Genomic DNA, 26,457 nt, shown 5'->3' on the forward strand with positions numbered 1-26,457 from the left:
AGCATGCACATGTGCGCACGTCGTGTTGCAATCGTTTCGGCCGCCTATACGCCGAAACCCGGAAGTTCACGAGTTCGGCAGACGTTCAAGGAAATGATCGTCGAGTCCGCCTACAAGGCACTCAAGGACGCCAAGATGCACCCCCGGGAAATCCAGGCCGTGGCCTATGGTTATCACGGTGAAGGCATTTCCGAATATGGCGGCCTGGGCCCGACCATTTCCGACGCCCTGGGCATCAGCCCGGCGCCGACCTTCATGAGCACCGCCAACTGCACCAGCAGCTCGGTGTCGTTCCAGATGGGCCACCAGATGGTGGCGTCCGGGGAGTACGACATCGTCCTGTGCGGCGGCTTCGAGAAGATGACCGATCACTTCAACTACGCCGAATACATCGGCTCCAGCACTGAATGTGAATACGATTATTTCCTCGGCATCTCCCACACCGATGCCTTCGCCCTGGCCACCGCCGAATACTTCCAGAAGTTCGGCTATGCCGGTCGCGAGGCCGACGTACTGGCCACCTTCGGCCGGCAGATGCGCATCTACGCACAGAACACCCCCACCGCCACCCGTTATGGCCAGCCGATTCCATCCCTGGAAGCGTTGAAGAACAGCGAAGCCTGCGGCTCGATGCTGGCCTGGGGCGAAGCCAGTGGCTGCGCGATCCTGGTGGCCGAACACCTGGCCCACAAGTACACCGATAAACCGGTGTTCGTACGCGGTTGCGCCTATACCGGGGTCTCCCACTATTTCGGTACGCGCTTTCACAACCCGACCCTGCATCATCCGGGCCTGCCCAAGGATGTGGGCATGGCGGTTTCGGCCAACTCCATCGCCTGTGCGGAAATCGCCTACAAGAAAGCCGGGATCACCGCCAAGGACATCGACGTGGCCCAGGTCTACGACCTGCTCGGCGCCGGGCTGATCCAGATGGAATCCATGGGCATCTGTGGCAAGGGCCAGGCCGGCGACTTCGTGCTCGAAGGCGGCATCGCCCTGGATGGCCAACTGCCGCTCAATACCGACGGCGGCAACATCGGCCGCGGCCATGCCTCCGGCTGCGACGGCATCCTGCACATCACCGAGCTGTTCCGGCAGCTGAGGGGTGAATCCGACAACCAGGTCAAGGGCGCGCGCATCGGCGTGTCGCAGAACCTTGGCGGTTACGCGGCGCACAACTCAGTGATTGTCCTCTCGAACGACTAAGGAGCCCGGACCATGTCCATGTACCCAGAACAGATCCACAGAATGACCACCGCCAGCATGCTTCGCGAATGGCGCGAGCATGGCGGTAAGTACCGCCTCGAAGGCAGCCAGTGCGAAGAATGCAACGAAATCTTCTTCCCCCGGCGCACCGTCTGCGGCGCCTGCAACTCCCTGAGTGTGAAGCCGTATCGCTGCGCGCGCAGTGGCAAGATCGAGGTCATGGCCCCGGCCGAGAATCCGATCCTGGCCGCCATGGGCTATGGCGAAACCGTGCCGCGCATCATGGCCATGGTGCGCCTGGACGACGGCTTGGTGATCGCGTCGGAAATCGTCGATGTGTGCGATCAGCAACAGCTGAAAGTCGGTGCGCCGGTGCGCATGGTGATCCGCAAGCATGTGCGCGAAAGCAACCTGGCCTGGCAATACGCTTATAAGTTCGTACTCGATATATAAGTTGTTATTCAGGGTGCCTTTATATAAGGCACCTTGAAGTTAGCCATTAAAATAAAATCCAACTTAAAAGTTACATCAACGGCAACTTCACGCCCCGAAGTTGCCTTAAGGCCCTGATTTCCTTTAGGGCCTACAGATTCCTGTGCCTATAAACGGGGACTATCCCCACCCCTTAACTTGTTGGCTTACTTAAAGCCAAGGACCCATCATGTCTACACTTTGCCTTCCACACGTCATGTTTCCGCAACACAAGATCACCCAGCAACAGATGGTCGATCACCTGGAAAACCTGCACGCCGACCATCCACGCATGGCCCTGGCCAAGCGCATGATCGCCAACACCGAAGTCAACGAGCGCCATTTGGTGTTGCCGATCGACGAACTGGCAGTGCACACCGGTTTCACCCACCGCAGTATCGTCTACGAGCGTGAAGCCCGGCAGATGTCGTCGGCCGCGGCGCGCCAGGCCATCGAGAATGCCGGGCTGCAGATCAGTGACATTCGCATGGTGATCGTCACTTCCTGCACCGGCTTCATGATGCCGTCGCTGACCGCGCACCTGATCAACGACCTGGCCCTGCCGACCTCCACCGTGCAGTTGCCGATCGCCCAGCTGGGCTGCGTGGCCGGTGCCGCGGCCATCAACCGCGCCAACGACTTCGCCCGGCTCGATGCCCGCAACCACGTACTGATCGTGTCCCTGGAATTCTCCTCGCTGTGCTACCAGCCGGACGACACCAAGCTGCACGCCTTCATCTCCGCGGCGCTGTTCGGCGATGCGGTATCCGCCTGCGTGCTGCGCGCCGATGACCAGGCCGGCGGCTTCAAGATCAAGAAGACCGAGTCGTACTTCCTGCCCAAGAGCGAGCACTACATCAAGTACGACGTGAAGGACACCGGCTTTCACTTCACCCTCGACAAGGCGGTGATGAACTCCATCAAGGACGTGGCACCGGTCATGGAGCGGCTCAACTACGAGAGCTTCGAGCAGAACTGTGCGCACAACGACTTCTTCATCTTCCACACCGGTGGTCGCAAGATCCTCGACGAGCTGGTGATGCACCTGGACCTGGCATCCAACCGGGTCTCGCAATCGCGCAGCAGCCTGTCGGAAGCCGGCAACATTGCCAGCGTGGTGGTGTTCGACGTGCTCAAGCGGCAGTTCGATTCCAACCTCAATCGCGGCGACATCGGCCTGCTGGCGGCCTTCGGCCCGGGGTTCACCGCGGAAATGGCGGTGGGCGAGTGGACCGCCTGATGTGACTGCCTGTACCTGTCCCACCTGACGTTGCCGGGCTGCATGGCAACGTCGGGTGGCCTCCCACGGCGCTTGCGCCGGGTTCATGGTTTCACAAGGAAGCTGAGCGATGAACACTGGAATGCCAACCACGGCTGCCAACAGCCGTTACGAAAGATCCATGGTGCTGTTGCTGTCACTGAGTTTCGGGCTGGTGGGGCTGGATCGCTTCATCATCCTGCCGCTGTTTCCGGTGATCATGCACGACCTGCAACTGGACTATCAGGACCTGGGCTACCTGTCCGCCGCGCTGGCCTTCACCTGGGGGCTATCCGCCCTGGGCATGGGCAGCGTGATCGAGCGCCTGGGCACCCGCCGCGTGCTGGTGGCCTCGATTGCCGTGCTTTCGCTGCTGTCCGGTTTTTCCGCGCTGGCCACCGGCGTGCTGGGGCTGGTGATTCTGCGCGGGCTGATGGGCATCTGCGAGGGTGCCTTCACCCCCACCAGCATCATTGTCACCAATGAAGTCTCGCGCCCCGACCGGCGCGGGCTGAACCTGGGTATCCAGCAGGCGCTGTTCCCGATTCTCGGCCTGTGCCTGGGGCCGCTGATCGCCGCTTACCTCCTGCAGATCACTGGCTCGTGGCGCGCGGTGTTCGCCATCATTTCCCTGCCGGGCCTGCTGCTGGCCGGCTACCTGTGGAAAATCTACCGACCGCTGCCGGCGCCCCAGGCCGACCGCACCGCAGGCACCTGGCTGGCGGCCTTCAAGAGCGGCAACGTGAGCCTGAACATCCTGATCATGTTCTGCATACTCACCTGCCAGTTCGTCCTCTGCGCCATGCTGCCCAGCTACCTGACCGACCATATGCACCTGGAAACCCTGTCCATGGCCTTCGTCATCTCGGCCATCGGCGTGGGCGGCTTCATCGGCCAATTGATCATCCCCGGCATGTCCGACCGTCTCGGGCGCAAGCCGGTGGTGTCGGTGTGCTTCATGACCAGCAGCACCCTGGTGGGCCTGCTGATCGTCAGCCCGCCCCTTCCCTGGCTGCTGTTCCTGCTGCTGTTCCTGCTGTCGTTCTTCAACTTCAGCCTGATCTGCATGACAGTCGGCCCGCTGACCAGCGAATCGGTCACCCCGGCCCTGCTGCCGACGGCGACCGGAATCGTGGTGGGGTTCGGCGAGATCCTGGGTGGCGGGTTGTCACCGGCCGTGGCCGGGTTCGCCGCCAGCCATTTCGGCCTGCCATCGATCCTGTACGTGGCCCTGAGCGGCAGCCTGGCCGGCTTGCTGCTGTCATTCCTGCTCAAGGAACAAGCCCTCGAACCGCGCCGTTCGCGCGTGCGCGAAGCGCTGCCCATCCTCCCCGCCCCCTTGCCCCTGAAGGACTAGAGAATCATGGACGATTACCTGCTGTTGCTGGATGTCTGCCACAAGGACCAGCGCGCCATCGGGCTGTTCGACTTTCACAATGGCCGCAGCGTGCGGGCCTATTCCGAACACGGCGGGCTGTACGAGACCCTGCTGTTCTGCAGCCGTCGCCATCTGGGCTGGAGCGAACACCTGCGCAGCCTCGCGCCCCACCCGCAACTGCCCGCGGACGGCACCCAGCAAGGCCCGTTGCGCCCACCGCTCAAGCCTCGGGACAACCTGCTGGTGCAGGTCAGCGAAGTCACCCTGAACACTCCGCACACCCGCCAGGGCTGGTTCTACAAGGGCAATGGCAGTCTGCTGAAGACCGACGGCGAGCCGCTGATGATTCCGTACCACGCCCAGAGCATTTCCAGCCAGCCCGGGGTGGTGTGCGTGTACCTGGTGGACCCCTTCGGCCAGTTGCGCTTTGTCGGCTTCAGCCTCGGCCACGACATTCACGACCCGTTGCTGAGCCATCAGGACGCCAGTTCCTGCGCGCAATCGCGGTTGCGCCAGTGCGCCATCGCCCCGGCGCTGATCCTCGGCGAACTGCAGAACAGCCTGTCACTCAATGTCCGGGTCGAACGCCAGGGCACGCCGTTGCCGCAGCGCAGCTATCGCCTCGACCAGCAGAACTGGTGGGCTATTCGCAAATACTCCCAGGCCTTCCTCGAACAGCACGAACAGTTCCTGCAACCGGGCATGGTCCACTATGTGTTCCACAGCGCCAGCCGGCGCGAGAGCGACCTGCAGTTGCAGCACGGTGACTGGCTGGACCTGGACTGCCCGGAGCTGGAACTGGGCCTGAGCAACCAGGTGATCGAGGAAGAATTGCTGCACCTCTATCCCCTGGAAACCCAACCTGCCCGTGCCAGCACCCATGGCAACCAGCCGGCGCGGACGCGCCACCACTACTGAGGCCCTTTCAGCGGTAGTCCGCCAGCGGCACGCAGGCGCAGAACAGGTTGCGGTCGCCATAGACGTTGTCCACCCGGTTCACCGCCGGCCAGTACTTGTGGGCCCGGGTATGGGCGGTGGGCAGCACCGCCTGTTCAATACTGTAGGAGCGCTCCCAGACTCCGGTGATATCCGCCAGGGTATGGGGAGCGCCCTTGAGCGGGTTGTCCTCGGCCGGCCAGTTGCCCTCCTGCACCTGGGCGATCTCGGCGCGGATGCTCAGCATGGCTTCGATAAAACGGTCGAGTTCGGCCTTGGATTCGCTTTCCGTGGGTTCCACCATCAGGGTGCCCGGCACCGGGAAGGACATGGTCGGGGCATGGAAGCCGTAGTCCATCAAGCGCTTGGCCACGTCTTCCTCGCTGATCCCGGTCTGGGCCTTGAGCGGGCGCAGATCGAGGATGCATTCGTGGGCCACCCGGCCGTTGCGGCCGCTGTAGAGCACCGGGAAGGCACCGCTCAATTGCTCGGCCAGATAGTTGGCCGCAAGGATCGCCACCTCGCTGGCATCCGCCAGCTGCGGCCCCATCAGGGCGATGTACATCCAGCTGATGGGCAGGATGCTCGCACTGCCCCAGGGCGCGGCGCTGACGGCGCCGTTCTCCGGCAACGGCCCGTCGATGGGCACCACCGGGTGGTTGGCGACAAACGGCGCCAGGTGCGCGCGCACGCCAATCGGCCCCATGCCCGGGCCACCGCCGCCATGGGGAATGCAGAAGGTCTTGTGCAGGTTCATGTGCGAGACATCGGCGCCAATGTCCGCCGGCCGGGCCAGGCCTACCTGGGCGTTGAGGTTGGCGCCGTCCATGTACACCTGGCCGCCGTGGCTGTGGATAACTTCGCAGATCTGGCTGATGCCCTCTTCGTACACGCCATGGGTCGAAGGGTAGGTAGCCATCAGGCACGACAGGCGCTCGCCGGCCGCCTGGGCCTTGGCCTTCAAGTCTTCCAGGTCGACGTTGCCGGCCTCGTCGCACTCGACGATCACCACCTGCATCCCGGCCATCTGCGCCGAGGCCGGATTGGTGCCGTGGGCCGACGCCGGGATCAGGCAGACATGCCGGCCGCCTTGCCGGCGGCTCTCGTGGTAGCGACGAATCGCCAGCAGCCCGGCGTACTCGCCCTGGGCCCCGGAGTTGGGCTGCATGCAGATGGCGTCGAAACCAGTGATGGCGCACAGCCAACGCTCCAGCTCCGCGATCAGCAGGCCATAGCCGGCAGCCTGCTCCCGGGGTGCGAAGGGATGCAGGTTGGCGAACTCCGGCCAGGTGATGGGGATCATCTCGCTGCTGGCATTGAGCTTCATGGTGCAGGAGCCCAGGGGAATCATCGACTGGTTGAGCGCCAGGTCCTTGTTCTCCAACTGCTTGAGGTAGCGCAACATTTCGGTTTCGCTGTGATGGGCACTGAACACCGGGTGGGTCAGGTAGCGCGTGCGTCGCAGCAGCGGGTCGGGAATCCCCGACTCCAGCGCCTCGGCGTCCAGGCTGCTGACATTCAGCCCGTGATCGGCACCCAGGAACACGTCGAACAAACGGGCCACGGTGCTTTCGTCACAGGTTTCATCCAGGCTCAGCCCCAGCCGGCCACGGCCGAGAATCCGCAGGTTGATCTGCTGCGCCCTGGCGCTTTCGATGATCGCCGTCTGGCTGCCGCCGACCTCCAGGGTCAGGGTGTCGAAGAAGTGCCGATTGACCCTGGCAATGCCGTGGCGCTCCAGGCCGACCGCGAGGATGCAGGTCAGCCGGTGTACCCGCTGGGCAATGCGCTTGAGCCCGGCCGGGCCGTGATAGACGGCGTAGAAACCAGCAATATTGGCCAGCAGCACCTGAGCGGTACAGATGTTCGAGTTGGCCTTCTCGCGACGGATATGCTGCTCGCGAGTCTGCAAGGCCATGCGCAGGGCCACCTGGCCGCGGGCATCCTTGGACACGCCGATGATGCGCCCGGGCATCGCGCGCTTGTACTCGTCGCGGCAGGCGAAAAACGCCGCATGGGGGCCGCCGTAGCCCATGGGCACGCCGAAGCGCTGGGACGAACCGAGCACCACGTCGGCCCCCAGTTCGCCCGGCGGGGTCAGCAACAACAGGCTGAGCAGGTCGGCCGCGACACAGGCCAGGGCCTGCTGGGCGTGCAACTGGTCGATCAGCGGCCGCAGGTCGCGGATCTCGCCATGGGTGTCCGGGTACTGCAGCAACGCGCCGAACACCTGGTGCCCGGACAATTCGTCGACCCCGCCGACCACCAGCTCGAAACCGAAGCCTTCGGCCCGGGTGCGGACCACGGAAATGGTTTGCGGGTGGCAGTGTTCATCGACAAAGAACAGGTTGCTCGAAGACTTGCTCACGCGCTTGGCCAGGGCCATGGCTTCGGCGGCAGCGGTGGCTTCGTCCAGCAACGAGGCGTTGGCCAGGTCCAGGCCGGTGAGGTCGATGGTCATCTGCTGGAAATTCAACAAGGCTTCGAGCCGGCCCTGGGCGATTTCCGGCTGGTAGGGGGTATAGGCGGTGTACCAGCCGGGGTTCTCCAGCACGTTGCGCAGGATCACCGTCGGCGTCAGGGTGGCGTGGTAACCCATGCCGATCAGGCTGGTCCAGACCTGGTTCTGCCCGGCATAACCCTTGAGCCTGGCCAGGGCGGCCGCTTCGTCCAGGGCCGGCGGCAGGTCCAGTGCACGGTTGAAGCGGATTCCCGGCGGCACCGTCTGCTCGATCAGTTCGGCCCGGCTGCCCAGCCCGAGGCTGGCGAGCATCGCTTGCTGCTCCTCGGCGTCGGGCCCCAGGTGCCGGTTGAGAAAAGCGTTGGGCTCGCGTAACTGGCTCAAAGATAGCAACTGGGACATGACCGGCTCTCTCCGATAAACGGCGCTCAGCGTCGCTGCAACAGGGTGCCAAGCAGCATAGCAGTCGATTTCCCGCGTCGATGCTCTGGCGTCCCGGGGCAATCGGTACCATCATGCTCGACGTCAACGCGCCAGCCCCGGCGCATCGCAACCTGTGCCCCTATCGTCCGCTTATCGGGTGTCCCATCGTCATGAGCCAACTGCCTTTCCTGCCGTTCTCCAAACCCACCATCGATGAACCCACCATCGCCGCTGTCGGCGAAGTCCTGCGTTCAGGCTGGATCACCAGCGGCCCCAAGGTCCAGGCCTTCGAAGCCCAGCTCTCGGAGTTTTTCGGCGGGCGCACGGTACGCACCTTCAACTCCGGCACCTGCACCATGGAGATCGCCTTGCGCATTGCCGGCATCGGTGCCGGTGATGAAGTCATCACCACGCCGATTTCCTGGGTGGCCACCGCCAACGTCATCCTCGAAGTCGGGGCCACGCCGGTGTTCGCCGATATCGACCCGGTCACCCGCAATATCGACCTGGCCCAGGTCGAAGCCGCCATCACCCCGCGCACCAAGGCCATCATCCCGGTGTACCTGGCCGGGCTGCCAGTGGACATGAGCCGCCTCTACGCCCTGGCCAACAAGCACGGCCTGCGGGTAGTGGAAGATGCCGCCCAGGCCCTGGGCTCCAGCTGGAACGGCCAGCGCATCGGTGCCGGTGGCGACTTCGTGTCCTTCAGCTTCCAGGCCAACAAGAACGTCACTTCGTCCGAGGGCGGCTGCCTGGTGCTCAACACACCAGAAGAGGTGCGCCTGGCCGAGAAGTATCGCCTGCAAGGCGTGACCCGCAACGGCTTCGACGGCCTGGATGTGGATGTGCTTGGCGGCAAGTTCAACATGACCGACGTGGCGGCCGCCATCGGCCTGGGGCAGTTCGCCCATATCGAGGCGATCACCACCCATCGCCGTGAATTGGCCCGGCACTACTTCGAATGTTTTGGCAGCGAATTCGAGGCCCGCTATGGCGCCCAGCTACCGCCGGCGGACTTCACCAACAGCAACTGGCACCTGTTCCAGCTGGTATTGCCAGAGCGCAAGGATGGCAAGCCGGCCCGCGCCACCTTCATGGAGCAGATGCAGGAACGCGGGATTGGCATCGGCTATCACTACCCGCCGATTCACTTGCTGAGCCTGTACCGCGAGCGCGGCTTCAAGGAGGGGATGTTCCCGGTAGCGGAACGGGTCGGTCGGCTGATCGTCTCGTTGCCGATGTTCACCGCCATGAGCAAGGCCGACGTGGAACGCGCGGTGGCGGCGGTGAAAGAGGTGTTGCAGGCTTAAGAGCCTTCGCCAGCAAGCCCGCCCTGCGCAAACGGGGCGGACACGCCGGCGAGAACGGCTTACTCGCCGATGGCGGCCTTGTAGCCGGCGGCGTCCAGCAGCTTGTCCAGATCGCCCGGGTTGCTTGGCTTGAGCTTGAAGATCCAGGCACCGTACGGGTCGCTGTTGAGCAGCTCGGGGCTGGCGCTCAGCTCTTCGTTGACCGCAATCACTTCACCGGCCACCGGCGCATAGATGTCGGAAGCGGCTTTCACCGACTCCACCACACCGGCCTGGTCCCCTGCGCCAAACACGTTGCCGACTTCAGTCAGCTCGACGAAAACCACATCGCCCAGGGCTTCCTGAGCGTGGTCGCTAATACCTACGGTCACGCTGCCGTCGGCTTCCAGGCGGGCCCATTCGTGACTGTCGGCAAAACGCAGGTGGGCAGGGATATCGCTCATGTTCTGTGTCCTCAAGAAGAAGTGTCAGCAGCGCAATGCCTGCTGGAAATAGTTAGATCAGGGTTTTGCCGTGGCGCACGAAGGTGGGTTTGACCACCCGGACCGGGTACCACTTGCCGCGGATTTCCACTTCGGCACGGTCGGCGGTGGCCATCGGCACCCGCGCCAGTGCGATCGATTTACTCAGCGTAGGGGAGAAACTACCACTGGTGATCTCACCTTCGCCAACATCGGCGATGCGAACCACCTGATGCGCGCGTAAAACCCCGCGTTCTTCGAGCACCAGGCCCACCAGTTTCTGCTTCACCCCGGCCGCCCGTTCGGCTTCCAGGGCACTGCGACCGATGAACTGACGTGACGCCGGTTCCCAGGCAATGCTCCAGGCCATGTTCGCCGCCAGGGGCGAGACATCCTGATGGATGTCCTGGCCATAGAGGTTCATGCCGGCCTCCAGGCGCAGGGTGTCCCGGGCGCCCAGGCCGATGGGCGAGATCCCCGCCCCCACCAGGTCGTTGAAGAAGGCCGGGGCCTGGTCGGCAGGGAGGACGATCTCCAGACCGTCCTCGCCGGTGTAGCCGGTCCGGGCAATGAACCAGTCGCCGTCAAAGCCGGCTTCGAATGGCTTGAGCTGCTGGATCAGGGTGCCGCGGGACTGGGTTACCAGCTCGGCAATCTTGTGCCGCGCCTGAGGGCCCTGGATCGCCAGCATCGCCAGCTCCGGGCGCTCGTGCAGCTGCACCTGGAAATCCCCCAGCTGCGCCTGCATCCAGGCCAGGTCCTGATCACGGGTGGCGGCATTGAGCGCCAGGCGATAAGCGTCTTCGAGGCGATAGACGATCATGTCGTCAACGATGCCGCCCCGTTCATTGAGCATGGTGCTGTACAGAGCCTGGCCGGGGTTGTGCAGGCGTTCGACATCATTGGCCAGCAACAGCTGGAGCCAGGCCTTGGCCTGGGTACCGCTGACATCGATCACGGTCATGTGGGATACATCGAACACACCGCAATCACGTCGCACCTGATGGTGCTCCTCGACCTGCGAGCCGTAATGCAAGGGCATATCCCAACCGCCAAAATCGACCATTTTCGCGCCGAGGGCGAGATGCAGGTCATACAGAGGCGTACGCTGTCCCATGGGTTTCTCCTTCCGGGCGTGGCGAGGGTGCGGACTGGCGCTGTTGGTGTGAAAGCCTTGAAATAGATGGCTTTCAGCCGATTTCAGCGTCCCGGCCAAACAACAGGCCGCACCGAATGCCGCGCATTGTAGCTGCAAGGTGCAAGGCTGGCACCTAACCGATTCGATGGGCCGAGCGGCGGATCAGGCCAATCACCGGCAGCAGGCCCACCAGCACCAGGGTCAGTGCCGGCAGCGAGGCCCGGGCCCACTCCCCTTCACTGGTCATCTCGAAGATCCGCACCGCCAGCGTGTCCCAGCCAAACGGGCGCATCAGCAAGGTGGCGGGCATTTCCTTGAGCACATCGACGAACACCAGCAAGGCGGCACTCAAGGTCCCGGGCAGCAACAACGGCAGATACACTTTGAAAAACAGTCGCGGGCCAGCGACCCCCAGGCTGCGCGCCGCTTCGGGGAGCGACGGGCGGATCCGCTCCAGGCTGTTTTCCAGCGGCCCGTAGGCCACGGTGATAAAACGCACCAGATAGGCCAGCAGCAAGGCGGACAGGCTGCCCAGCAGCAGCGGCTTGCCGGCCCCGCCCAACCAGCCGGACAGCGGGATCACCAGCTCGCGATCCAGGTAACTGAAGGCCAGCATGATCGATACCGCCAGTACCGAGCCGGGCAAGGCGTAGCCCAGGTTGGCCAGGCTGACCCCAGCGCGGATGCCCCGGGTCGGCGCCAGGCGTCGGGCAAAGGCCAGGAGCAGAGCCACACTGACAGTGATCAGCGCCGCCATGCCGCCCAGGTACAAGGTGTGGATGATCAAGCCGGCATACCGCTCATCCAGGTCGAAGCGCCCGCGCTGCCAGAACCACGCCAGCAACTGCAGCAGCGGAATCACGAAGGCACAGGCGAATACCAGCAGGCACCAGCCCGTGGCCGCCAACGCCTTGAGCCCGCGCAAGTGGTACAGCGCCTTGCCCCGGGGCCGTTCGTTACCGGTACGGCTGGCGCCACGGGCGCGGCGCTCGCCGTACAGCACCAGCATCACCGCCAGCAGCAGCAGGCTGGCCAGCTGGGCGGCGCTGGAAAGGCTGAAGAAGCCGTACCAGGTCTTGTAGATAGCGGTGGTGAAGGTATCGAAGTTGAACACCGACACCGCACCGAAATCCGCCAGGGTTTCCATCAGCGCCAGGGCCACCCCGGCGCCGATGGCCGGCCGCGCCATGGGCAGCGCCACCCGCCAGAATGCCTGCCAGGGCGATTGCCCGAGGACCCGCGCTGCCTCCATCAACCCCTTGCCCTGGGCCAGGAAGGCGTTGCGCGCCAGCAGGTAGACATAGGGATAGAACACCAGCACCAGGACCAGGATCACCCCACCGGTGGAACGTACCCGCGGCAGTCGCAGGCCGCTGCCGAACCATTCCCGCAGCAGGCTTTGCACCGGCCCGGAAAAATCCAGCAGGCCGACAAAGACGAAAGCCAGCACATAGGCCGGGATCGCAAAGGGCAGCATCAAGGCCCAGTCCAGCCAGCGCCGTCCGGGAAACTCGCAGAGACTGGTGAGCCAGGCCAGGCTCACGCCCAGCAGCGTGACGCCAACGCCCACCCCGAGCACCAGGGTCAGGGTATTGCCCAACAGCCGCGGCATTTGCGTGTCCCACAGGTGGGACCAGATCTGTTGGTCGACGGCCTGCCAGGACAACAGCAGCACGCTCAGCGGCAAAAGGACCAGGGCCGCTACGGCAAAGACCAGGGGATACCAGCGACGTTGAGCGGGATGGGCCACAAAAAACTCTCGGGCAGGTGGAACAGACAAAAATACTTGCGCAAAACGCGTGGGGCCAGGGAGCGGCACCCGCTGGGCGCCATGGCCGCCCCAACGGCTGCAACCAGGTTACGCCAGTTGAATCACGTATTCAGGGCTGGCCACCGCTGCGCGGTGGAACGGGAGCCAGCTCCCTCGCCACAAAAGCCCAGCCGCTAAAGAAAACGCCCCGCAAAAGCGGGGCGCAGTATAACGGCAGGCTCAGTTCCAGCCAGCGCGGTCCATCAGGCGAATGGCTTCGGCCTGGCGCTTGCCGGCGATTTCAACCGGCAGGGTGTCGGCTACGAACTTGCCCCAGCTGGCCACTTCCGCAGAAGGCGCTACCGCCGGGTTGGCCGGGAACTCCTGGTTGACGTCGGCAAAGATCTTCTGCGCCTCAGGCGTGGTCATCCACTCCACCAGGGCCTTGGCCGCTTCCGGGTGCGGTGCGTGTTTGGTCAGGCCGATGCCCGACAGGTTGACGTGCACCCCGCGATCGCCCTGGTTCGGCCAGAACAGCTTCACCGCCAGGTTCGGTTTCTGCTTGTGCAGGCGGCCGTAGTAGTAGGTGTTGACGATGCCGACGTCGCATTGCCCGGCGTTGATCGCCTCGAGAACCGCGATGTCGTCGGAGAACACATCGGTAGACAGGTTGTTGACCCAGCCCTTGATGATCTCTTCGGTCTTCTCGGCACCGTGGGTCTCGATCAGCGTGGCAGTCAGCGACTGGTTGTAGACCTTCTTCGCCGTGCGCAGGCACAGGCGGCCTTCCCACTGCTTGTCCGCCAGGGCTTCATAGGTGGTCAGTTCTGAAGGTTTGACCCGGTCGGTGGAGTAGGCCAGGGTCCGCGCCCGCAGGCTCAGGCCGGTCCAGGCGTGGTTGGAGGAGCGGTATTGCAGGGGAATGTTGCTGTCGATGACCTTGGAGGTGAACGGCTGCAGGATGCCCATCTGCTCGGCCTGCCAGAGGTTGCCGGCATCCACGGTGAGCAGCAGGTCGGCGGTGGCGTTCTCGCCCTCGGCCTTGATCCGCTGCATCAGCGGCGCTTCCTTGTCGGTGATGAACTTGATCTTCACCCCGGTCTTCTGGGTGTAGGCATCGAACACCGGCTTGATCAGCTCATCGATACGCGAGGAGTAGACCACGACTTCATCGGCGGCGTAGGCGGTGCCACCGATGAGTGTGAGGGCCAGGGCGGTCAGTAGACGCTTCGGTGCCAACATGGGAGCGGTCTCTCGATTTCAAAGTGAGGCGAAATGATAAGGACTCCCATTTGCCATCTCAACCGAACCCGGCGCTGAGGAGTTACCAGATGTTGCGTAGGCTCGTCCTCGCGACGCTTGGCCAGCAAGCCGGCGCCTAGGCTCTGGCCAGTTCCGGCAAGTCGCCGCTCAGGCCCAGGGCCTGGCGCACGAACAGGGCCTTGGCCTCGGGCATCTGGTCGATCACCTTGAGGCCGGTGTTGCGCAGCCAGCGCATGGGCAACGGGTCGGCCTGGAACAGCCGCTCGAAGCCCTCCATGGCCGCCATCAGCGCCAGATTGTGGGGCATGCGCCGGCGCTCGAAGCGGCTCAGCACCTTGACCTCGGCCAGGCGCTCACCGCGGCTGGCCGCTTGCAGCAGCACTTCGGCCAGCACGGCGGCATCGAGGAAGCCCAGGTTGACCCCCTGCCCCGCCAACGGGTGGATGGTGTGGGCGGCGTCGCCGATCAGCGCCAGGCCTTCGGCCACGTAGCGCTTGGCATGGCGTTGGCGCAATGGCACGCAGAGCCGCGGGTCGGCGCTGATCACCGAACCCAGGCGGCCTTCGAAGGCGCGCTCCAGTTCAGCGCAGAAACTCTCGTCGTCCAGCGCCATCAGGCGCTCGGCCTCACTCGGGGTGGTCGACCAGACAATCGAACACCAATCATGCTGCCCGTCCCGCACCAGGGGCAGGAAGGCCAGCGGGCCGGTATCGGTGAAACGCTGCCAGGCGGTCAATTGATGAGGCTGGCTGCTGCGCACGCTGGTGACGATGGCGTGATGCAGGTAATCCCACTCGCGAGTGGTACAACCGGTGAGCCGGCGCACGGCCGAGTTGGCGCCATCGGCAGCGATCACCAGCGGCGCACGCAGTTGCCGGCCATCCGCCAGGGTCAGCAGCCAGTCGTCGCCGGAGCGGCGCATCTGCTCCAGACGGGCATTGGCCAGCAGGCCGATATCGCATTCATGCAGGCGTTCGAGCAAGGCGTCCTGCACCACCCGGTTCTCGACGATATGGCCCAGCACCTCGGCATGCACGCTGGACGCCGAGAAGTGGATCTGCCCGGTGCCGCTGCCGTCCCAGACCTGCATGTCGCAGTAGGGGCTGCTACGGCGCCGGGCAATGCCGTCCCAGGCGCCCAGGCGCTCCAGGATGCGCTGGCTGGCCGCCGACAAGGCACTGACCCGAGGCTCGAACGGCGCCTGGTCATCAAAGGGTTTGACACTCAAGGAACCGCCATCGAGCAGCAGCACTTCCAGGCCGCTGCCCTGCAACGCCAACGCCAAGGCACTGCCGACCATTCCGGCTCCGACAATCAGCACATCTGCGCGCATTTCCATGCTTTAGGCCTGTCTCACTGGCGGCTTGAGCCGCACATAAAGGGTTTTATCGACCCGCGCCACCAGGGTGCCGGAGCCGTCATGAATCTCTACCTGCCACTGCGGCAGGTACTTCTCGCCCGTTGCGGTCTGCTGGCGAACATCGTCGAGCAGCGCCTGGTCGATGCTGAGCCGGGCAAACACCGGCCCTCTGCCCGGGGCGATGAAATCGATGGTCGCGGCCTTGTCCCAGACGATGTAGCCGGGACCCAGGTTCTCCATCAGCATCAGCATGAAGAACGGGTCCACCATGGAATACAGGCTGCCGCCGAACTGGGTGCCGACATAGTTGCGGTTGTACCAGCCCAGGCCCATGCAGACCTGGACGTCACGGAAATCCGCACTGATGTGCCGAACCCGCACGCCAGCCCCGAGGTAGGGCGGGTACAGGTTCAACACCCAGCGCAACAGGCGGGCCTTGCCGAACCGCCGGGTCAGCCAGTCACGCATCCGGGCGAGTGCCCAGGCCCATGGCCTGGCGAGCGAACCAGCGTTTGGCCGGTGGCAGCAGGTCCAGGCCGAGCAGGCCCAGGTTGCGCCCCACGGACAGCAGCGGCAGTTTGCTGCCGAACAGCCGGGTGACCTGATCGGAGAAGCCCACGGTCAGGTTCTGGTCCAGGCGCTGACGTTCGCGGTAGGCCTGCAGCACGGCAAAATCCCCCGGCAGCGCTTCGCTGGCCAACAAGGCGTCCGCCAGGGCCTGGGCATCGCGCAGCGACAGGTTGAAGCCCTGGCCGGCGATCGGATGCAGGCTGTGGGCCGCATTGCCCAGCACCACCAAGTGGGGGCGCACCTGTTCCTCGGCTTCCACCAGGGACAGCGGGTAGAGGTGGCGGGCGCCGACTTGTTTCAGGGTTCCCAGGCGGTAGCCGAACACGCCCTGCAATTCACTGAGGAAGCTGCGCTCGTCCAGGTCGGCCAGACGCTGTGCATCCATGCCCTGGCGGGTCCAGATCAGTGCACAGCGATTATCCGGCAGCGGCAGCAAGGCCATTGGGCCATCGTCGGTGAAGCGCTCGAAGGCCATGCCGTTGTGGGCTTCGCTGGGGGTGATGTTGGCAATCAGCGCACTCTGGTTATAGGGGCGGTTCTTGACCCCGATGCCCAGTTGTTCGCGCAGGCCGGAGCGGCCGCCGTCGGCCAGCACGGCGAGATCGCATTCCAGGGTGGTTTCGTCGTTCAGGGTCAGGCGATAGCCGCCTGCCAGGGGCTCCAGACGGGTGACTTCGGCCGGGCAGCGCCAGCTGATCACGTCCTTGTCCAGCCCTTGCCACAGGCATTGGCCGAGCCAGGCGTTTTCCACCACATAGCCCAGGGCCGGCACCCCTTCTTCCATGGCCGACAGGCGCGCGGTGGAGAACCGCCCACGGTCGGACACGTGAATCTGCTTGATCGGCTCGGCCCGCCGGGAGATCGCCTGCCACAGCCCCAGGCGCTGGTAGATCTGCCGGGCGCCAAAGGACAGGGCCGAGGAGCGGGCGTCGTAGCTGGGCTGGAAACTGTCGCCCGGCGCGAAGGGCTCGATCAGCACGATCTTCCAGCCCCGGGCCTTGGCCCCGGCCTGCAGCGCCAGGGCCAGGCTCGCGCCTACCAGACCGCCACCGATGATGGCCAGATTGACCCGGCTCATGACGCCTGGGTCCGCGCAGCGGCCATCAAGGCCTCGATCTCGGCCACGCTCTTGGGCACGCCACCTGTCAGAATTTCACAGCCCTGCTTGGTCACTACCACGTCGTCCTCGATGCGCACGCCGATGCCGCGCCACTTCTTCGCTACCTGCTGGTTGTCCGGGGATATGTAGATGCCCGGCTCCACGGTCAGCGCCATGCCGACCTCCAACACCCGCCACTCGCCGCCGACCCGGTACTCGCCGACGTCGTGTACATCCATGCCCAGCCAGTGTCCGGCACGGTGCATGTAGAACGTCTTGTAGGCCTCGCTGGCAATCAGCTGGTCCACATCGCCTTCCAGCAGGCCAAGTTGCACCAGGCCGGCGGTGATCACCTGGACCGTCGCCTCATGAGCCTGGTTCCAGTGCTTGTTCGGGGCGATCTGGGCAAAGGCCGCTTCCTGGGAAGCCAGCACCAGTTCGTAGATCGCCTTCTGCTCCGGCGAAAACTTGCCGTTGACCGGCCAGGTGCGGGTGATATCGCTGGCATAGCAGTCGATCTCGCAACCGGCGTCGATCAGCACCAGGTCACCGTCCTTGAGCACGGCGTCATTCTGTTGGTAATGCAGGATGCAGCTGTTGCGGCCCGCCGCGACGATCGAGCCATAGGCCGGCATCTTCGCCCCGCCCTTGCGGAATTCGTAATCCAGCTCGGCTTCCAGGCTGAACTCATGCAACCCGGGACGGCTGGCCTGCATTGCGCGGATATGGGCCTGGGCGGAAATCCGTGCGGCCTCGCGCATCACCTTCACTTCTGCCGCCGATTTATACAGGCGCATGTCGTGCAGCAGATGATCCAGAGCAACGAATTCGTTCGGCGGCTGGGCGCCGAGGTGCGCTTTAGAGCGGATCACGTTGATCCAGTCCATCAGGTGACGATCGAATTCGGGGTTGCTGCCCATGGCCGAGTAAACCCGGTCGCGGCCTTCGATCAGGCCCGGCAGGATGTCGTCGATATCGGTGATGGGAAATGCGTCATCGGCACCGTAGTCGCGAATCGCGCCCTCCTGGCCGGCCCGCAAGCCGTCCCAGAGTTCGCGCTCCGGGTTGCGCTCGCGACAGAACAGCACGTACTCGCCGTGCTCCCGGCCGGGGATCAGCACGATCACCGCCTGGGGCTCGGGAAACCCGCTGAGGTACTGGAAATCGCTGTCCTGGCGGTAGACGTGCTCCACATCGCGATTGCGAATGGCCACGGCCGCCGCCGGCAGGATCGCGATGCTGTTGGGCTCCATCTGCGCCATGAGCGCCTTGCGGCGACGGCTGTATTCCGCTTTCGGGATATGAATCATGGGCGGACGCAGTTCCCTGTCAGTCAGTGCAGAGAAGGCTTGGCAGCCGGCGCAACAGTCTTGTTGGTCTCGGTGAACAGCAGCAGAGGCGCAACCCGCAGGTACTCCATCACTTCCATGTAGTCGCTTTCACCGTCATCGGATTCCTCCAGCGCGTCCTGGACCTGAGCAATGGCTGCAAGGTCCTGCAACACTTCCGTGGCCTCGACGCTCAGGGCACTGCTGTCGCGGGAGTTGAGGCCGAAACCGGCGAGGAAACCCTGGCACCACTGGCCCAGGGCAGCGGCACGCTCGGCCAGGGGTGCGTCGTCGCTGGGCAGCAGCAGGACCACGGTCATGTCATCGCTGGTGAGCTCGCCCTTGACCATCTCCTGCAGGCCGATCAGGGCGCTGCGCACGTTGTCTTGCGGCTCGCCTTCGAGCAGTTCGGCGGCGTCCACCAGCCAGCCGTCGACTTCGAAGCCGGCGCCGGCGCAGCTGCGACCCAGCAACAGGCCGTGCAGCTCGGCAGGAGAAACAGGATGACCGCTGCTGCTGAGCAGGGTGGCGAAAGCGTTGTACGGGGAATTCTGAATGGGCATGGGCAGCTAGGCGCCAAGCGGCGCAATGTCTAGAATGAAGGCCTTGTATCGTAGGGCGTGTCATCATTCATTGCCAGCGCCGCGTTGTGCTTTGCGCCCCGTTACAGTGGCCCGCAGGGCCTAGGGCGACAGACAGATTGCCGACCGGACAACGCCAGATGCGCCACGACTGCTCAGGCCATTGAGGCGCTGCCCAGCCAGTTGCCACTCATCAGACCAACTTCAGTGGGACACAATGGAAGACACCGACCTGCACGCACTGATGGCCAGACTCGAACTGCTTATTACCCGGGTTGAGCAACTAAAGAGTCAAAACGCACTCTTATTAGCTCAGGAAAAGACCTGGCGCGAGGAACGCGCGCACCTCATTGAAAAAAACGAAATCGCCCGGCGTAAGGTCGAATCGATGATTTCGCGCCTCAAGGCCCTGGAGCAAGACTCATGAGTTCAAGCAATAGCGTTACCGTGCAGATCCTCGACAAAGAGTATTCGATCATCTGCCCCCAGGAAGAGCGCAGCAATCTGGTGAGCGCCGCCCGTTACCTGGACGGCAAGATGCGCGAGATCCGCAGCAGCGGCAAAGTCATCGGCGCCGATCGCATCGCGGTCATGGCCGCCCTGAACATCACCCACGACCTGCTGCACCGCCAGGAGCGTCCGGATGTGCAGGCCAGCGCCACCACCCGGGAACAGGTGAGGGATCTGCTGGAGCGTGTTGACCTGGTTCTGGCCACCGATTCGGACACAAGCAAAGCTGATTCCTGACAACGGTTGCGGTATACTCCCGCCACTCCCTGGGGTGCTTGCCAGTTGGCGATGTCCCTGAGCCGATTCGCACTACCCTGGAAGTTGCACGTTGGGCTGGTGTGCATGTCCGCTAGACGGAAAGCCTTAAAGCCTGCTGCATCTTCCGCCTTGAACTTTCGGGTTCAAGGGCTAAGTCGACAGCGGTTCGCCTGGGGAGCCTGAATTTTCAGCCAATGCCAGTTATCCATGCTGGCATTGGTTTTTCCGGGTAGGCTGTTCTGCCAAATCCGACCTTCTCATAGCCTCTTTCATGACCGAACCTGCGCCGCTTTCCCGCCCGCAACTTCGCCGCATGCTGCGCAAGGCCCGTCGCGCCCTGAGCCCTGCCGAGCAACGCCGGGCAGCCCTTGGCCTGTACCGCCAACTGGCTCAGGACCCGGTGTTTCGTCGGGCACGGCACCTGTCCCTGTATCTGCCCACCGACGGTGAAATAGACCCGCGCCTGCTGCTGCGTGCCGCCCAGCGCCGGGGCAAGGCCACCTACCTGCCGGTGCTCAGCGCCTGGCCCCGGACCAAGATGGTTTTCCAGCGCGTCCTCCCGGGAGAAACGCTGCGGCCCAATCGTTTTCGCATTCTCGAGCCCCGGGTCAATTGCGCGCGGCAACGCAAGGTCTGGGCCCTGGACCTGGTGCTGCTGCCCCTGGTTGGCTTTGATGAAGAAGGTGGACGCCTGGGGATGGGTGGCGGCTTTTATGACCGCAGCCTGGCCTACCTTGCGCGGCGCCAGAACTGGCGCAAGCCGAAGCTGCTGGGGCTGGCCCATGAATGTCAGAAAGTCGGAAAGCTGGACCAGGCCAGTTGGGATGTACCCTTGCACGGTACGGTGACGGATCGGGGGTGGTACTTCGCTCGATAGGTGCCGCGTTCGATCAGCGGCACCCGAGCGGGTTCAGCGCTTGAAAGGCTGCTGTTGTGCGATTTCGATGGGGGCATCGGTCTTGCTGGCCCATAAGCTCTGCGCATAACCGGTGGTCACAACGCCCAAACCGAACAAAATAACCAAAATCCATAGTAAATCCGGTTGGCGTTTCATCGATTGCCCCCCCTCAGGCAAATCACACACGCTCCAGGCATGGTTTCCATAACAGGCCATGCAGCAGCGTCAAGCTTAAAATCCCGGCATTCTGCGATAACGTGAACCGACACGCAAATGCTGACGTCAACCGACCGTCGGTTTGTCATAAAATTGCCCGACAACCTGCCCAATCACCCTTTGGAGGGTAAGAAAGATGGCCTATTGGCTGATGAAATCCGAGCCCGACGAACTCTCGATCCAGGGTTTGCAGCAACTCGGCCAAGCCCGTTGGGACGGGGTGCGCAATTACCAGGCGCGCAACTTCCTGCGCGCCATGGTGGTAGGCGACGAGTTCTTCTTCTACCACTCCAGCTGCCCGGAACCGGGTATCGCCGGCATCGGCCGGATCATCAAGGCCGCCTATCCGGACCCCACCGCCCTGGAGCCGGACAGCGTCTACTTCGACCCCAAATCCAGTGCCGAAAAGAATGCCTGGAGCGCCATCGACGTGGCCCATGTGGAAACCTTCACCAAGGTGCTGCGCCTGGACTACCTCAAGCAGCAGGCAGCGCTCGCCGAAATGCCTCTGGTGCACAAAGGCAGCCGCCTGTCGGTCATGCCGGTCACCGCCGGACAATGGGCTGCCGTACTCTCCCTGCGCTGACCACCCAGCCCCCTGGCGCCGGGAGTCGGATCTGTCCACGGCGCCAGCCCGAACGTTTTTTGCCCCGATCATCATGCAGCCTGCAAACAATAGGTTTAGGCTTGGCCCTTTCATTTGACGAGCATCAAGCCGTAGAAAGCCTTGAGCCGTCAGACTTGGACGCTATTGCCGCAGGACGCAGAACACATGTCGACGAACCACCGTTCCTCCCGCCTTTTTGCTGTTTCCCTGTTGATTCTGTTACTCGCCGCCGGTGCTTTCGGCTACTGGAAATCCCTTCAGGATCGCCTGCCCGAAGGCCTGAGCATGGGCAACGGCCGGCTCGAAGCCACTGAAGTGCAGATCGCCAGCAAGATCCCCGGGCGCTTGGCGGAAGTGCGGGTCAACGAAGGCGACAAGGTGCTTCAAGGCCAGTTGCTGGCACGCATGGACACCCGCACTCTGGAAGCCCAGCGCAATCAGGCCGAGGCCGAAGTCCTGCGCGCCCGAGAGAACCTGTCCGCGGCCGAAGCCAATGTGCAGTTGCGCCAGAGCGAACTGCTGCTGGCCAATCAGGAACTCAAGCGCTCTCAGGAGCTGTTCAAGCGCGGCTTCGCCAGCCAGCAGATCATCGACCAACAGCAAGCCCGCCTGAACACCGGCAACGCCGCAGTCCTGGCGGCCCAGGCCCAGGTCGCAGCGGTGAAGGCCGCCATCGGCGCCGCCCAGGCCCAGGTTGCCCAGCTCACCAGCGAAATCGACGACAGCAGCCTGCGGGCACCCATCGACGGCATCATCCAACTGCGCCTGGCCGAACCCGGCGAAGTGCTGGGCGCCGGCGGCCGTGTGCTGCTGCTGATCGACCCCAATGACCAGTACATGAACCTCTACCTGCCGGCTTCGGTCACCGGCCGCCTGACCGTTGGCGACGAGTCGCGGATCCTCCTTGACGCCCTGCCCAACCAGCCCCTGCCGGCGAAGATCAGCTTCGTCGCGGCCAAGTCCCAATTCACCCCCAAAGAGGTGGAAACCCGGGACGAGCGCCAGAAGCTGGTGTTCCGGGTCAAGGTGCGCCTGACTCAACCCGCCGCCGTGCCCCAGGCCAAACCGGGTATGCCCGGCGCCGGCTATGTGCGCACCGCCCCCGTGGACTGGCCGGCCAACCTGCAATGAGCGCCCTGGCGCTGCAAGCGAACGGCATCAGCCATCGCTACGGTTCACAGCAGGCCCTGAGCGACATCAGTTTCAACCTGCCAGCGGGCACCCGCTGCGGCTTGATCGGCCCGGACGGTGCCGGCAAGTCGAGCCTTCTGGGGCTGATCGCCGGGGTCAAGAAACTTCAGCAGGGCGAGCTCGAGGTGCTCGGCGGGCCGATCTCGCAACGGCGCCACCGCAGCAGCCTCTATCCGCGCATTGCCTTCATGCCCCAGGGCCTGGGGGGCAACCTGTATCCCGAGCTGTCCATCAGCGAGAACATCCGCTTCTTCGCCACCCTGTTCGGCCTGCCCAAGGATGAATGCGAACAGCGCATGCACAGCCTGTTGCTGGCCACCGACCTGCTGCGCTTCGCCGAACGCCCGGCGGGCAAGCTGTCCGGCGGGATGAAGCAGAAGCTTGGCCTGTGCTGTGCGCTGATCCACGAACCGGACCTGCTGATCCTCGACGAACCCACCACCGGGGTCGACCCCCTGTCGCGCCGGCGTTTCTGGGAGTTGGTCGAAGACGTACGCCGGCAACGCCCGCAACTGACCCTGCTGGTGGCAACCGCCTACATGGAGGAGGCCGAACAGTTCGAGCACTGCCTGATGCTCGACCAGGGCAAGTTGATCGCCCAGGGCCTGAGCCAGGAGCTGGCGCAGATCACCGCCAGCGGCAAGCTGGACGACGCCTTCACCCATTTCCAAGGCGACAGCGGTCATGACAACCAGCCCCTGGTGATTCCGCCGCGTTCCGGCGACAACCAGGACATCGCCATCGAGGCCCATGAGCTGACCCTGCGCTTCGGCGACTTCACCGCGGTCAACAAGGTCAGCTTCGCCATCGGCCGCGGGGAGATCTTCGGTTTCCTCGGTTCCAACGGCTGCGGCAAGACCACCACCATGAAGGTCCTCACCGGGCTGATGCCCGCCAGCGAGGGCAGCGCCAAGCTGTTGGGCAACCCGGTGGACGCCAAGGACCTGGCCACCCGCAAGCGGGTCGGTTTCATGTCCCAGAGTTTTTCCCTGTATGGCGAGCTCAGCGTGCGCCAGAACCTGGAACTGCACGCCCGCCTGTTCGACCTGCCGAAAGCCGAAAGCGGCCCGCGCATCGAGGAACTGATCCAGCGCTTCGACCTCGGGGCGATTGCCGAGCAACAGTCCGGCGCCTTGCCTCTGGGCCTGCGCCAGCGCCTGTCGCTGGCAGTGGCAGTGCTACACCGCCCGGAAGTGCTGATCCTCGACGAGCCCACTTCCGGGGTCGACCCGGCGGCCCGAGACGACTTCTGGCGCCTGCTGATCGAGCTGTCCCGGGAACAGGGAGTGACCATCTTCCTGTCCACCCACTTCATGAACGAGGCCCAGCGCTGCGACCGCATTTCGCTGATGCACGCCGGCAAGGTACTGGCCTGCGACACCCCGGCGGCGCTGCAGCAACAGTTTGCCGGCGACACCCTGGAGGCCGCCTTCGTCCGCTGCCTGGAAGAGGCCCAGGGCACGCCGGACACACCTGCGCCATCACCGGAGGCGGCTACTCCCACCGCTGCCGGCACCCTAGCCGCCCCGCGTTCGGGCCTGAGCCTGGCGCGCCTGCTGGCGGTGGCCAGCCGCGAGGGCAAGGAACTGCTGCGGGACAAAGTGCGCCTGGGCTTCGCCCTGCTGGGGGCGATCTTCATGATGGTGATCTTCGGCTATGGCATTTCCCTGGACGTGGAGAAACTGGCCTTCGCCGTCTACGACCAGGATCAGACGCCACAGAGCCGTGCCTACCTGGAAGCCTTCCGCAGCTCACGCTACTTCGAGGAGAAACCGACCATCCGCAGCTCCGCCGAACTGCATCGGCGCCTGCAACGCTCGGAGATCAAGCTGGCCCTGGAGATTCCTCCCGGCTTTGGCCGTGACCTCTATGCCGGACGCCAGCCCGCAGTGGCGGCCTGGCTGGATGGCGGCATGCCGTTTCGTGCGGAAACCAGCCGCAACTATGTCGAGGCCGTGCACCAGGCCAACCTCGAGCTGCTGGCGGAACAAAGCAGCCCGGCCCTCAGCACCAGGCCGGCGGCCAAGCTGGAAACGCGCTTTCGCTACAACCAGGACGTGGTCAGCGTGAATGCCATCGGCCCCGGGGTCATGGCGCTGATCCTGGCGTTCATTCCGGCGATGCTCACGGCCCTGGGCATCGTCCGCGAAAAGGAGCTAGGCTCGATCACCAACTTCTACGCCACGCCCCTGACCCGCCTGGAGTTCCTCCTTGGCAAACAGGCGCCCTACCTGGCCGTCAGCCTGATCAACCTGGCCCTGCTGGTGGCCATGAACCGCTGGCTGTTCGGCGTGCCCTTCAAGGGCAGCGGCCTGACCCTGGCCCTGGGCGGCGTGCTCTATGTGCTGGCCACCACCAGCATGGGGCTGCTGATCTCGGCGTTCACCCGCACTCAGATCGCAGCGATTCTGGGCACCATGATCATCACCAGCCTGCCCACCATCCAGTTTTCCGGGCTGATCGTGCCGCGCTCGTCCCTGGAAGGCTCGGCGGCGGTCATGGGCCAGCTGTTTCCCGCCGGTTACTTCCTCGACATCGCCGTCGGCACCTTCACCAAGGCCCTGGACCTGCGCGAACTCTGGCCCCAGTGCCTGGCCCTGGTGGGCTTTTTCCTTGGTTTCACCGGGCTCAGCCTGGTCATGCTGAAAAAGCAGGAGGTCTGATGAATCGTCTCGCCCATATCCTGCGCCTGGGCTTGAAGGAGCTCACCAGCCTGCGCCACGACAGCGTGCTGCTGCTGTTCTTGATGTATGCCTTCACCGTGGCCATCTACCTGCCCGCCGCCGGCTCGGTGATCGGCGTGCACAACGCCAGCGTGGCCCTGGTGGACGAAGATCACAGCGCCCTCTCCCGGCAACTGGCCGAAGCACTGCAACCCCCCGAGTTCCAGGTCCCGGTGCCGCTGCCCTATGACCAGCTGGACTCGGTGATGGACAGCGGCCAGTACACCTTTGTGATCAATGTCCCGGCCAACTTCCAGAGCGACTTGCTGGCCGGGCGCCAGCCTGCGGTACAGGTCAACGTCGATGCCACCGCCATGAGCCAGGCCTTCATGGGCGCCGGCTACATCGGCCGGATCTTCCAGCGCGAGCTGCTCACCTACGCCAACCAGGCGGACGCCGCCAGCAAGGCCCCGGCACTGCTGACCACCCGCGCCCTGTTCAATACCAACCTGGAGGGCGGCTGGTTCCTGGCGGTGATCCAGATCGTCAACAACATCACCATCCTGGCCATCGTGCTCACCGGCACCGCGCTGCTGCGCGAACGCGAGCACGGCACTCTCGATCACCTGCTGGTGCTGCCGCTGACAGCGCTGGAGATCATGCTGGCCAAGGTCTGGAGCAACATGCTGGTGGTGGTGCTGTGCACCTGGGTATCGCTGGAGGTGATAGTCAAGGGTGTGCTGGGGGTGCCGCTGGCGGGGTCCATGGCGCTGTTCCTGATGGTTACTGCGCTCTATCTGTTCGCCAGTACCGCCCTGGGGATCTTCCTCGCCACCCTGGCCCGCTCGACCCCTCAGTTCGGCCTGCTGGCGATTCCGGTGATCATCCCGATGCTGCTGCTGTCCGGCGGCAGTACGCCGCTGGACAGCATGCCGCAGTGGCTGCAGTGGGTGATGCAGGGTTCGCCGTCGACGCACTTCGTCAGCCTCAGCGCGGCGATCCTGTTCCGCGATGCGGGAGTCAGTGTGGTCTGGCCCGACCTGCTGGCCCTGGCGACCATCGGCCTGGTGTTCTTCGCCATCGCCCTGGCGCGCTTTCGCAAGAGCCTGGCTTCATGACCC

At 64.2% G+C, this 26,457-nt stretch carries 24 protein-coding genes and 1 other RNA gene; 14 read left to right on the forward strand and 11 right to left on the reverse strand.

The genetic code is table 11. The features are described 5' to 3' along the window. Window positions 1–9 precede the first annotated feature (9 nt). From AC1RL5_RS11640 to AC1RL5_RS11660, 5 genes are all read left to right on the forward strand, one after another. On the forward strand, window positions 10–1,206 hold the full coding sequence (locus AC1RL5_RS11640) for a thiolase family protein (protein ID WP_047338090.1): 1,197 nt from the start codon (window positions 10–12) through the stop codon (window positions 1,204–1,206). Between the two features lie 12 nt (window positions 1,207–1,218). After that, the gene (locus AC1RL5_RS11645; protein WP_011064129.1) at window positions 1,219–1,659 is read left to right on the forward strand and encodes a Zn-ribbon domain-containing OB-fold protein; all 441 of its coding nucleotides are present in this window, start codon (window positions 1,219–1,221) and stop codon (window positions 1,657–1,659) included. A 208-nt stretch (window positions 1,660–1,867) separates the two neighbouring features. Next, window positions 1,868–2,917, forward strand: a complete 1,050-nt coding sequence (locus tag AC1RL5_RS11650; RefSeq protein ID WP_011064130.1) for a type III polyketide synthase — start codon at window positions 1,868–1,870, stop codon at window positions 2,915–2,917. Between the two features lie 109 nt (window positions 2,918–3,026). Next, entirely contained in the window at window positions 3,027–4,292 is a 1,266-nt protein-coding gene (locus tag AC1RL5_RS11655) for an MFS transporter (RefSeq protein ID WP_093405443.1), read from the forward strand. A gap of 6 nt (window positions 4,293–4,298) precedes the next feature. Further along, entirely contained in the window at window positions 4,299–5,231 is a 933-nt protein-coding gene (locus AC1RL5_RS11660) for a fumarylacetoacetate hydrolase (RefSeq protein WP_103407452.1), read from the forward strand. A gap of 7 nt (window positions 5,232–5,238) precedes the next feature. On the opposite strand, the gene gcvP is transcribed toward AC1RL5_RS11660, so the two are convergent. Next, complete coding sequence (gene gcvP / locus AC1RL5_RS11665; RefSeq protein WP_492589333.1) at window positions 5,239–8,112, reverse strand: aminomethyl-transferring glycine dehydrogenase; 2,874 nt, start codon at window positions 8,110–8,112, stop codon at window positions 5,239–5,241. Window positions 8,113–8,303: 191 nt separating this feature from the next. On the opposite strand from gcvP, the gene AC1RL5_RS11670 reads away from it, so the two are divergent. Then, entirely contained in the window at window positions 8,304–9,443 is a 1,140-nt protein-coding gene (locus AC1RL5_RS11670) for a DegT/DnrJ/EryC1/StrS family aminotransferase (protein WP_123577215.1), read from the forward strand. A gap of 59 nt (window positions 9,444–9,502) precedes the next feature. Here AC1RL5_RS11670 and gcvH read toward each other — a convergent pair whose 3' ends face one another. The 9 genes from gcvH to AC1RL5_RS11715 all read right to left on the reverse strand — a co-directional run bounded on the left by gcvH (window position 9,503) and on the right by AC1RL5_RS11715 (window position 18,975). Continuing rightward, window positions 9,503–9,886, reverse strand: a complete 384-nt coding sequence (gene gcvH / locus AC1RL5_RS11675; RefSeq protein ID WP_011064135.1) for a glycine cleavage system protein GcvH — start codon at window positions 9,884–9,886, stop codon at window positions 9,503–9,505. A gap of 52 nt (window positions 9,887–9,938) precedes the next feature. Further along, a complete protein-coding gene (gene gcvT / locus AC1RL5_RS11680; protein WP_093405459.1) occupies window positions 9,939–11,021 on the reverse strand; it encodes a glycine cleavage system aminomethyltransferase GcvT in 1,083 nt (360 codons plus the stop codon). A 154-nt stretch (window positions 11,022–11,175) separates the two neighbouring features. Then, on the reverse strand, window positions 11,176–12,792 hold the full coding sequence (locus AC1RL5_RS11685) for an ABC transporter permease (RefSeq protein ID WP_492589331.1): 1,617 nt from the start codon (window positions 12,790–12,792) through the stop codon (window positions 11,176–11,178). A gap of 240 nt (window positions 12,793–13,032) precedes the next feature. Continuing rightward, window positions 13,033–14,034: an extracellular solute-binding protein gene (locus AC1RL5_RS11690; protein ID WP_011064138.1), complete on the reverse strand. Its 1,002-nt coding sequence runs from the start codon at window positions 14,032–14,034 to the stop codon at window positions 13,033–13,035. Between the two features lie 136 nt (window positions 14,035–14,170). Beyond that, complete coding sequence (locus tag AC1RL5_RS11695) at window positions 14,171–15,388, reverse strand: 2-octaprenyl-3-methyl-6-methoxy-1,4-benzoquinol hydroxylase (RefSeq protein ID WP_019095409.1); 1,218 nt, start codon at window positions 15,386–15,388, stop codon at window positions 14,171–14,173. 9 nt (window positions 15,389–15,397) lie between these two features. Next, window positions 15,398–15,883: a DUF4442 domain-containing protein gene (locus tag AC1RL5_RS11700; protein ID WP_047289868.1), complete on the reverse strand. Its 486-nt coding sequence runs from the start codon at window positions 15,881–15,883 to the stop codon at window positions 15,398–15,400. After that, window positions 15,876–17,063 carry a 2-octaprenyl-6-methoxyphenyl hydroxylase gene (ubiH, locus tag AC1RL5_RS11705; RefSeq protein ID WP_011064141.1) on the reverse strand — a complete coding sequence of 396 codons (1,188 nt, stop codon included), beginning with the start codon at window positions 17,061–17,063 and terminating at the stop codon, window positions 15,876–15,878. Before ubiH ends, AC1RL5_RS11700 begins: the two co-directional genes overlap by 8 nt. Beyond that, complete coding sequence (gene pepP / locus AC1RL5_RS11710; protein ID WP_015637430.1) at window positions 17,060–18,394, reverse strand: Xaa-Pro aminopeptidase; 1,335 nt, start codon at window positions 18,392–18,394, stop codon at window positions 17,060–17,062. Before pepP ends, ubiH begins: the two co-directional genes overlap by 4 nt. A 23-nt stretch (window positions 18,395–18,417) precedes the next feature. Next, window positions 18,418–18,975, reverse strand: a complete 558-nt coding sequence (locus tag AC1RL5_RS11715; RefSeq protein WP_011064143.1) for a YecA/YgfB family protein — start codon at window positions 18,973–18,975, stop codon at window positions 18,418–18,420. Between the two features lie 235 nt (window positions 18,976–19,210). On the opposite strand from AC1RL5_RS11715, the gene AC1RL5_RS11720 reads away from it, so the two are divergent. The 4 genes from AC1RL5_RS11720 to AC1RL5_RS11735 all read left to right on the forward strand — a co-directional run bounded on the left by AC1RL5_RS11720 (window position 19,211) and on the right by AC1RL5_RS11735 (window position 20,638). Beyond that, the gene (locus AC1RL5_RS11720; protein WP_011064144.1) at window positions 19,211–19,420 is read left to right on the forward strand and encodes a TIGR02449 family protein; all 210 of its coding nucleotides are present in this window, start codon (window positions 19,211–19,213) and stop codon (window positions 19,418–19,420) included. Next, window positions 19,417–19,740: a cell division protein ZapA gene (locus AC1RL5_RS11725; protein ID WP_011064145.1), complete on the forward strand. Its 324-nt coding sequence runs from the start codon at window positions 19,417–19,419 to the stop codon at window positions 19,738–19,740. Before AC1RL5_RS11720 ends, AC1RL5_RS11725 begins: the two co-directional genes overlap by 4 nt. 23 nt (window positions 19,741–19,763) lie before the next feature. Then, window positions 19,764–19,942: non-coding RNA, 6S RNA (gene ssrS / locus AC1RL5_RS11730), on the forward strand. Window positions 19,943–20,032: 90 nt separating this feature from the next. Further along, window positions 20,033–20,638, forward strand: a complete 606-nt coding sequence (locus tag AC1RL5_RS11735; RefSeq protein ID WP_072451834.1) for a 5-formyltetrahydrofolate cyclo-ligase — start codon at window positions 20,033–20,035, stop codon at window positions 20,636–20,638. A gap of 33 nt (window positions 20,639–20,671) precedes the next feature. Here the strand turns inward: AC1RL5_RS11735 and AC1RL5_RS11740 are convergent, their stop codons facing one another. Beyond that, window positions 20,672–20,815 carry a hypothetical protein gene (locus AC1RL5_RS11740; RefSeq protein WP_092214979.1) on the reverse strand — a complete coding sequence of 48 codons (144 nt, stop codon included), beginning with the start codon at window positions 20,813–20,815 and terminating at the stop codon, window positions 20,672–20,674. A gap of 196 nt (window positions 20,816–21,011) precedes the next feature. Between AC1RL5_RS11740 and AC1RL5_RS11745 the strand changes: the two genes are divergently transcribed. The 4 genes from AC1RL5_RS11745 to AC1RL5_RS11760 all read left to right on the forward strand — a co-directional run bounded on the left by AC1RL5_RS11745 (window position 21,012) and on the right by AC1RL5_RS11760 (window position 26,454). Next, window positions 21,012–21,461: an EVE domain-containing protein gene (locus AC1RL5_RS11745; RefSeq protein WP_093405469.1), complete on the forward strand. Its 450-nt coding sequence runs from the start codon at window positions 21,012–21,014 to the stop codon at window positions 21,459–21,461. 186 nt (window positions 21,462–21,647) lie between these two features. Continuing rightward, on the forward strand, window positions 21,648–22,613 hold the full coding sequence (locus AC1RL5_RS11750; RefSeq protein ID WP_047289875.1) for an HlyD family secretion protein: 966 nt from the start codon (window positions 21,648–21,650) through the stop codon (window positions 22,611–22,613). Then, window positions 22,610–25,336, forward strand: coding sequence for a ribosome-associated ATPase/putative transporter RbbA (rbbA, locus tag AC1RL5_RS11755; RefSeq protein WP_103407454.1), 2,727 nt, complete (start codon window positions 22,610–22,612; stop codon window positions 25,334–25,336). The genes AC1RL5_RS11750 and rbbA overlap by 4 nt, the downstream gene beginning before the upstream one ends. Then, a complete protein-coding gene (locus AC1RL5_RS11760; protein ID WP_093405478.1) occupies window positions 25,336–26,454 on the forward strand; it encodes an ABC transporter permease in 1,119 nt (372 codons plus the stop codon). Before rbbA ends, AC1RL5_RS11760 begins: the two co-directional genes overlap by 1 nt. Window positions 26,455–26,457: the final 3 nt, after the last annotated feature.

The sequence above is a fragment of the Pseudomonas sp. GW822-FHT06D10 genome (assembly GCF_058799535.1).

What these genes read in the sequence shown, in the direction of transcription:
- AC1RL5_RS11735 (WP_072451834.1), top strand. Translation starts at nt 20,033, where the DNA reads ATGACCGAACCTGCGCCGCTTTCCCGCCCGCAACTTCGCCGCATGCTG.
- AC1RL5_RS11655 (WP_093405443.1), top strand. Translation starts at nt 3,027, where the DNA reads ATGAACACTGGAATGCCAACCACGGCTGCCAACAGCCGTTACGAAAGA.
- AC1RL5_RS11715 (WP_011064143.1), bottom strand. Translation starts at nt 18,975, where the DNA reads ATGCCCATTCAGAATTCCCCGTACAACGCTTTCGCCACCCTGCTCAGC.
- AC1RL5_RS11660 (WP_103407452.1), top strand. Translation starts at nt 4,299, where the DNA reads ATGGACGATTACCTGCTGTTGCTGGATGTCTGCCACAAGGACCAGCGC.
- pepP (WP_015637430.1), bottom strand. Translation starts at nt 18,394, where the DNA reads ATGATTCATATCCCGAAAGCGGAATACAGCCGTCGCCGCAAGGCGCTC.
- gcvP (WP_492589333.1), bottom strand. Translation starts at nt 8,112, where the DNA reads ATGTCCCAGTTGCTATCTTTGAGCCAGTTACGCGAGCCCAACGCTTTT.
- AC1RL5_RS11700 (WP_047289868.1), bottom strand. Translation starts at nt 15,883, where the DNA reads ATGCGTGACTGGCTGACCCGGCGGTTCGGCAAGGCCCGCCTGTTGCGC.
- AC1RL5_RS11725 (WP_011064145.1), top strand. Translation starts at nt 19,417, where the DNA reads ATGAGTTCAAGCAATAGCGTTACCGTGCAGATCCTCGACAAAGAGTAT.
- rbbA (WP_103407454.1), top strand. Translation starts at nt 22,610, where the DNA reads ATGAGCGCCCTGGCGCTGCAAGCGAACGGCATCAGCCATCGCTACGGT.
- gcvT (WP_093405459.1), bottom strand. Translation starts at nt 11,021, where the DNA reads ATGGGACAGCGTACGCCTCTGTATGACCTGCATCTCGCCCTCGGCGCG.
- AC1RL5_RS11640 (WP_047338090.1), top strand. Translation starts at nt 10, where the DNA reads ATGTGCGCACGTCGTGTTGCAATCGTTTCGGCCGCCTATACGCCGAAA.
- ubiH (WP_011064141.1), bottom strand. Translation starts at nt 17,063, where the DNA reads ATGAGCCGGGTCAATCTGGCCATCATCGGTGGCGGTCTGGTAGGCGCG.
- AC1RL5_RS11650 (WP_011064130.1), top strand. Translation starts at nt 1,868, where the DNA reads ATGTCTACACTTTGCCTTCCACACGTCATGTTTCCGCAACACAAGATC.
- AC1RL5_RS11690 (WP_011064138.1), bottom strand. Translation starts at nt 14,034, where the DNA reads ATGTTGGCACCGAAGCGTCTACTGACCGCCCTGGCCCTCACACTCATC.
- AC1RL5_RS11670 (WP_123577215.1), top strand. Translation starts at nt 8,304, where the DNA reads ATGAGCCAACTGCCTTTCCTGCCGTTCTCCAAACCCACCATCGATGAA.
- AC1RL5_RS11750 (WP_047289875.1), top strand. Translation starts at nt 21,648, where the DNA reads ATGTCGACGAACCACCGTTCCTCCCGCCTTTTTGCTGTTTCCCTGTTG.
- AC1RL5_RS11695 (WP_019095409.1), bottom strand. Translation starts at nt 15,388, where the DNA reads ATGCGCGCAGATGTGCTGATTGTCGGAGCCGGAATGGTCGGCAGTGCC.
- AC1RL5_RS11740 (WP_092214979.1), bottom strand. Translation starts at nt 20,815, where the DNA reads ATGAAACGCCAACCGGATTTACTATGGATTTTGGTTATTTTGTTCGGT.
- AC1RL5_RS11760 (WP_093405478.1), top strand. Translation starts at nt 25,336, where the DNA reads ATGAATCGTCTCGCCCATATCCTGCGCCTGGGCTTGAAGGAGCTCACC.
- gcvH (WP_011064135.1), bottom strand. Translation starts at nt 9,886, where the DNA reads ATGAGCGATATCCCTGCCCACCTGCGTTTTGCCGACAGTCACGAATGG.
- AC1RL5_RS11645 (WP_011064129.1), top strand. Translation starts at nt 1,219, where the DNA reads ATGTCCATGTACCCAGAACAGATCCACAGAATGACCACCGCCAGCATG.
- AC1RL5_RS11745 (WP_093405469.1), top strand. Translation starts at nt 21,012, where the DNA reads ATGGCCTATTGGCTGATGAAATCCGAGCCCGACGAACTCTCGATCCAG.
- AC1RL5_RS11720 (WP_011064144.1), top strand. Translation starts at nt 19,211, where the DNA reads ATGGAAGACACCGACCTGCACGCACTGATGGCCAGACTCGAACTGCTT.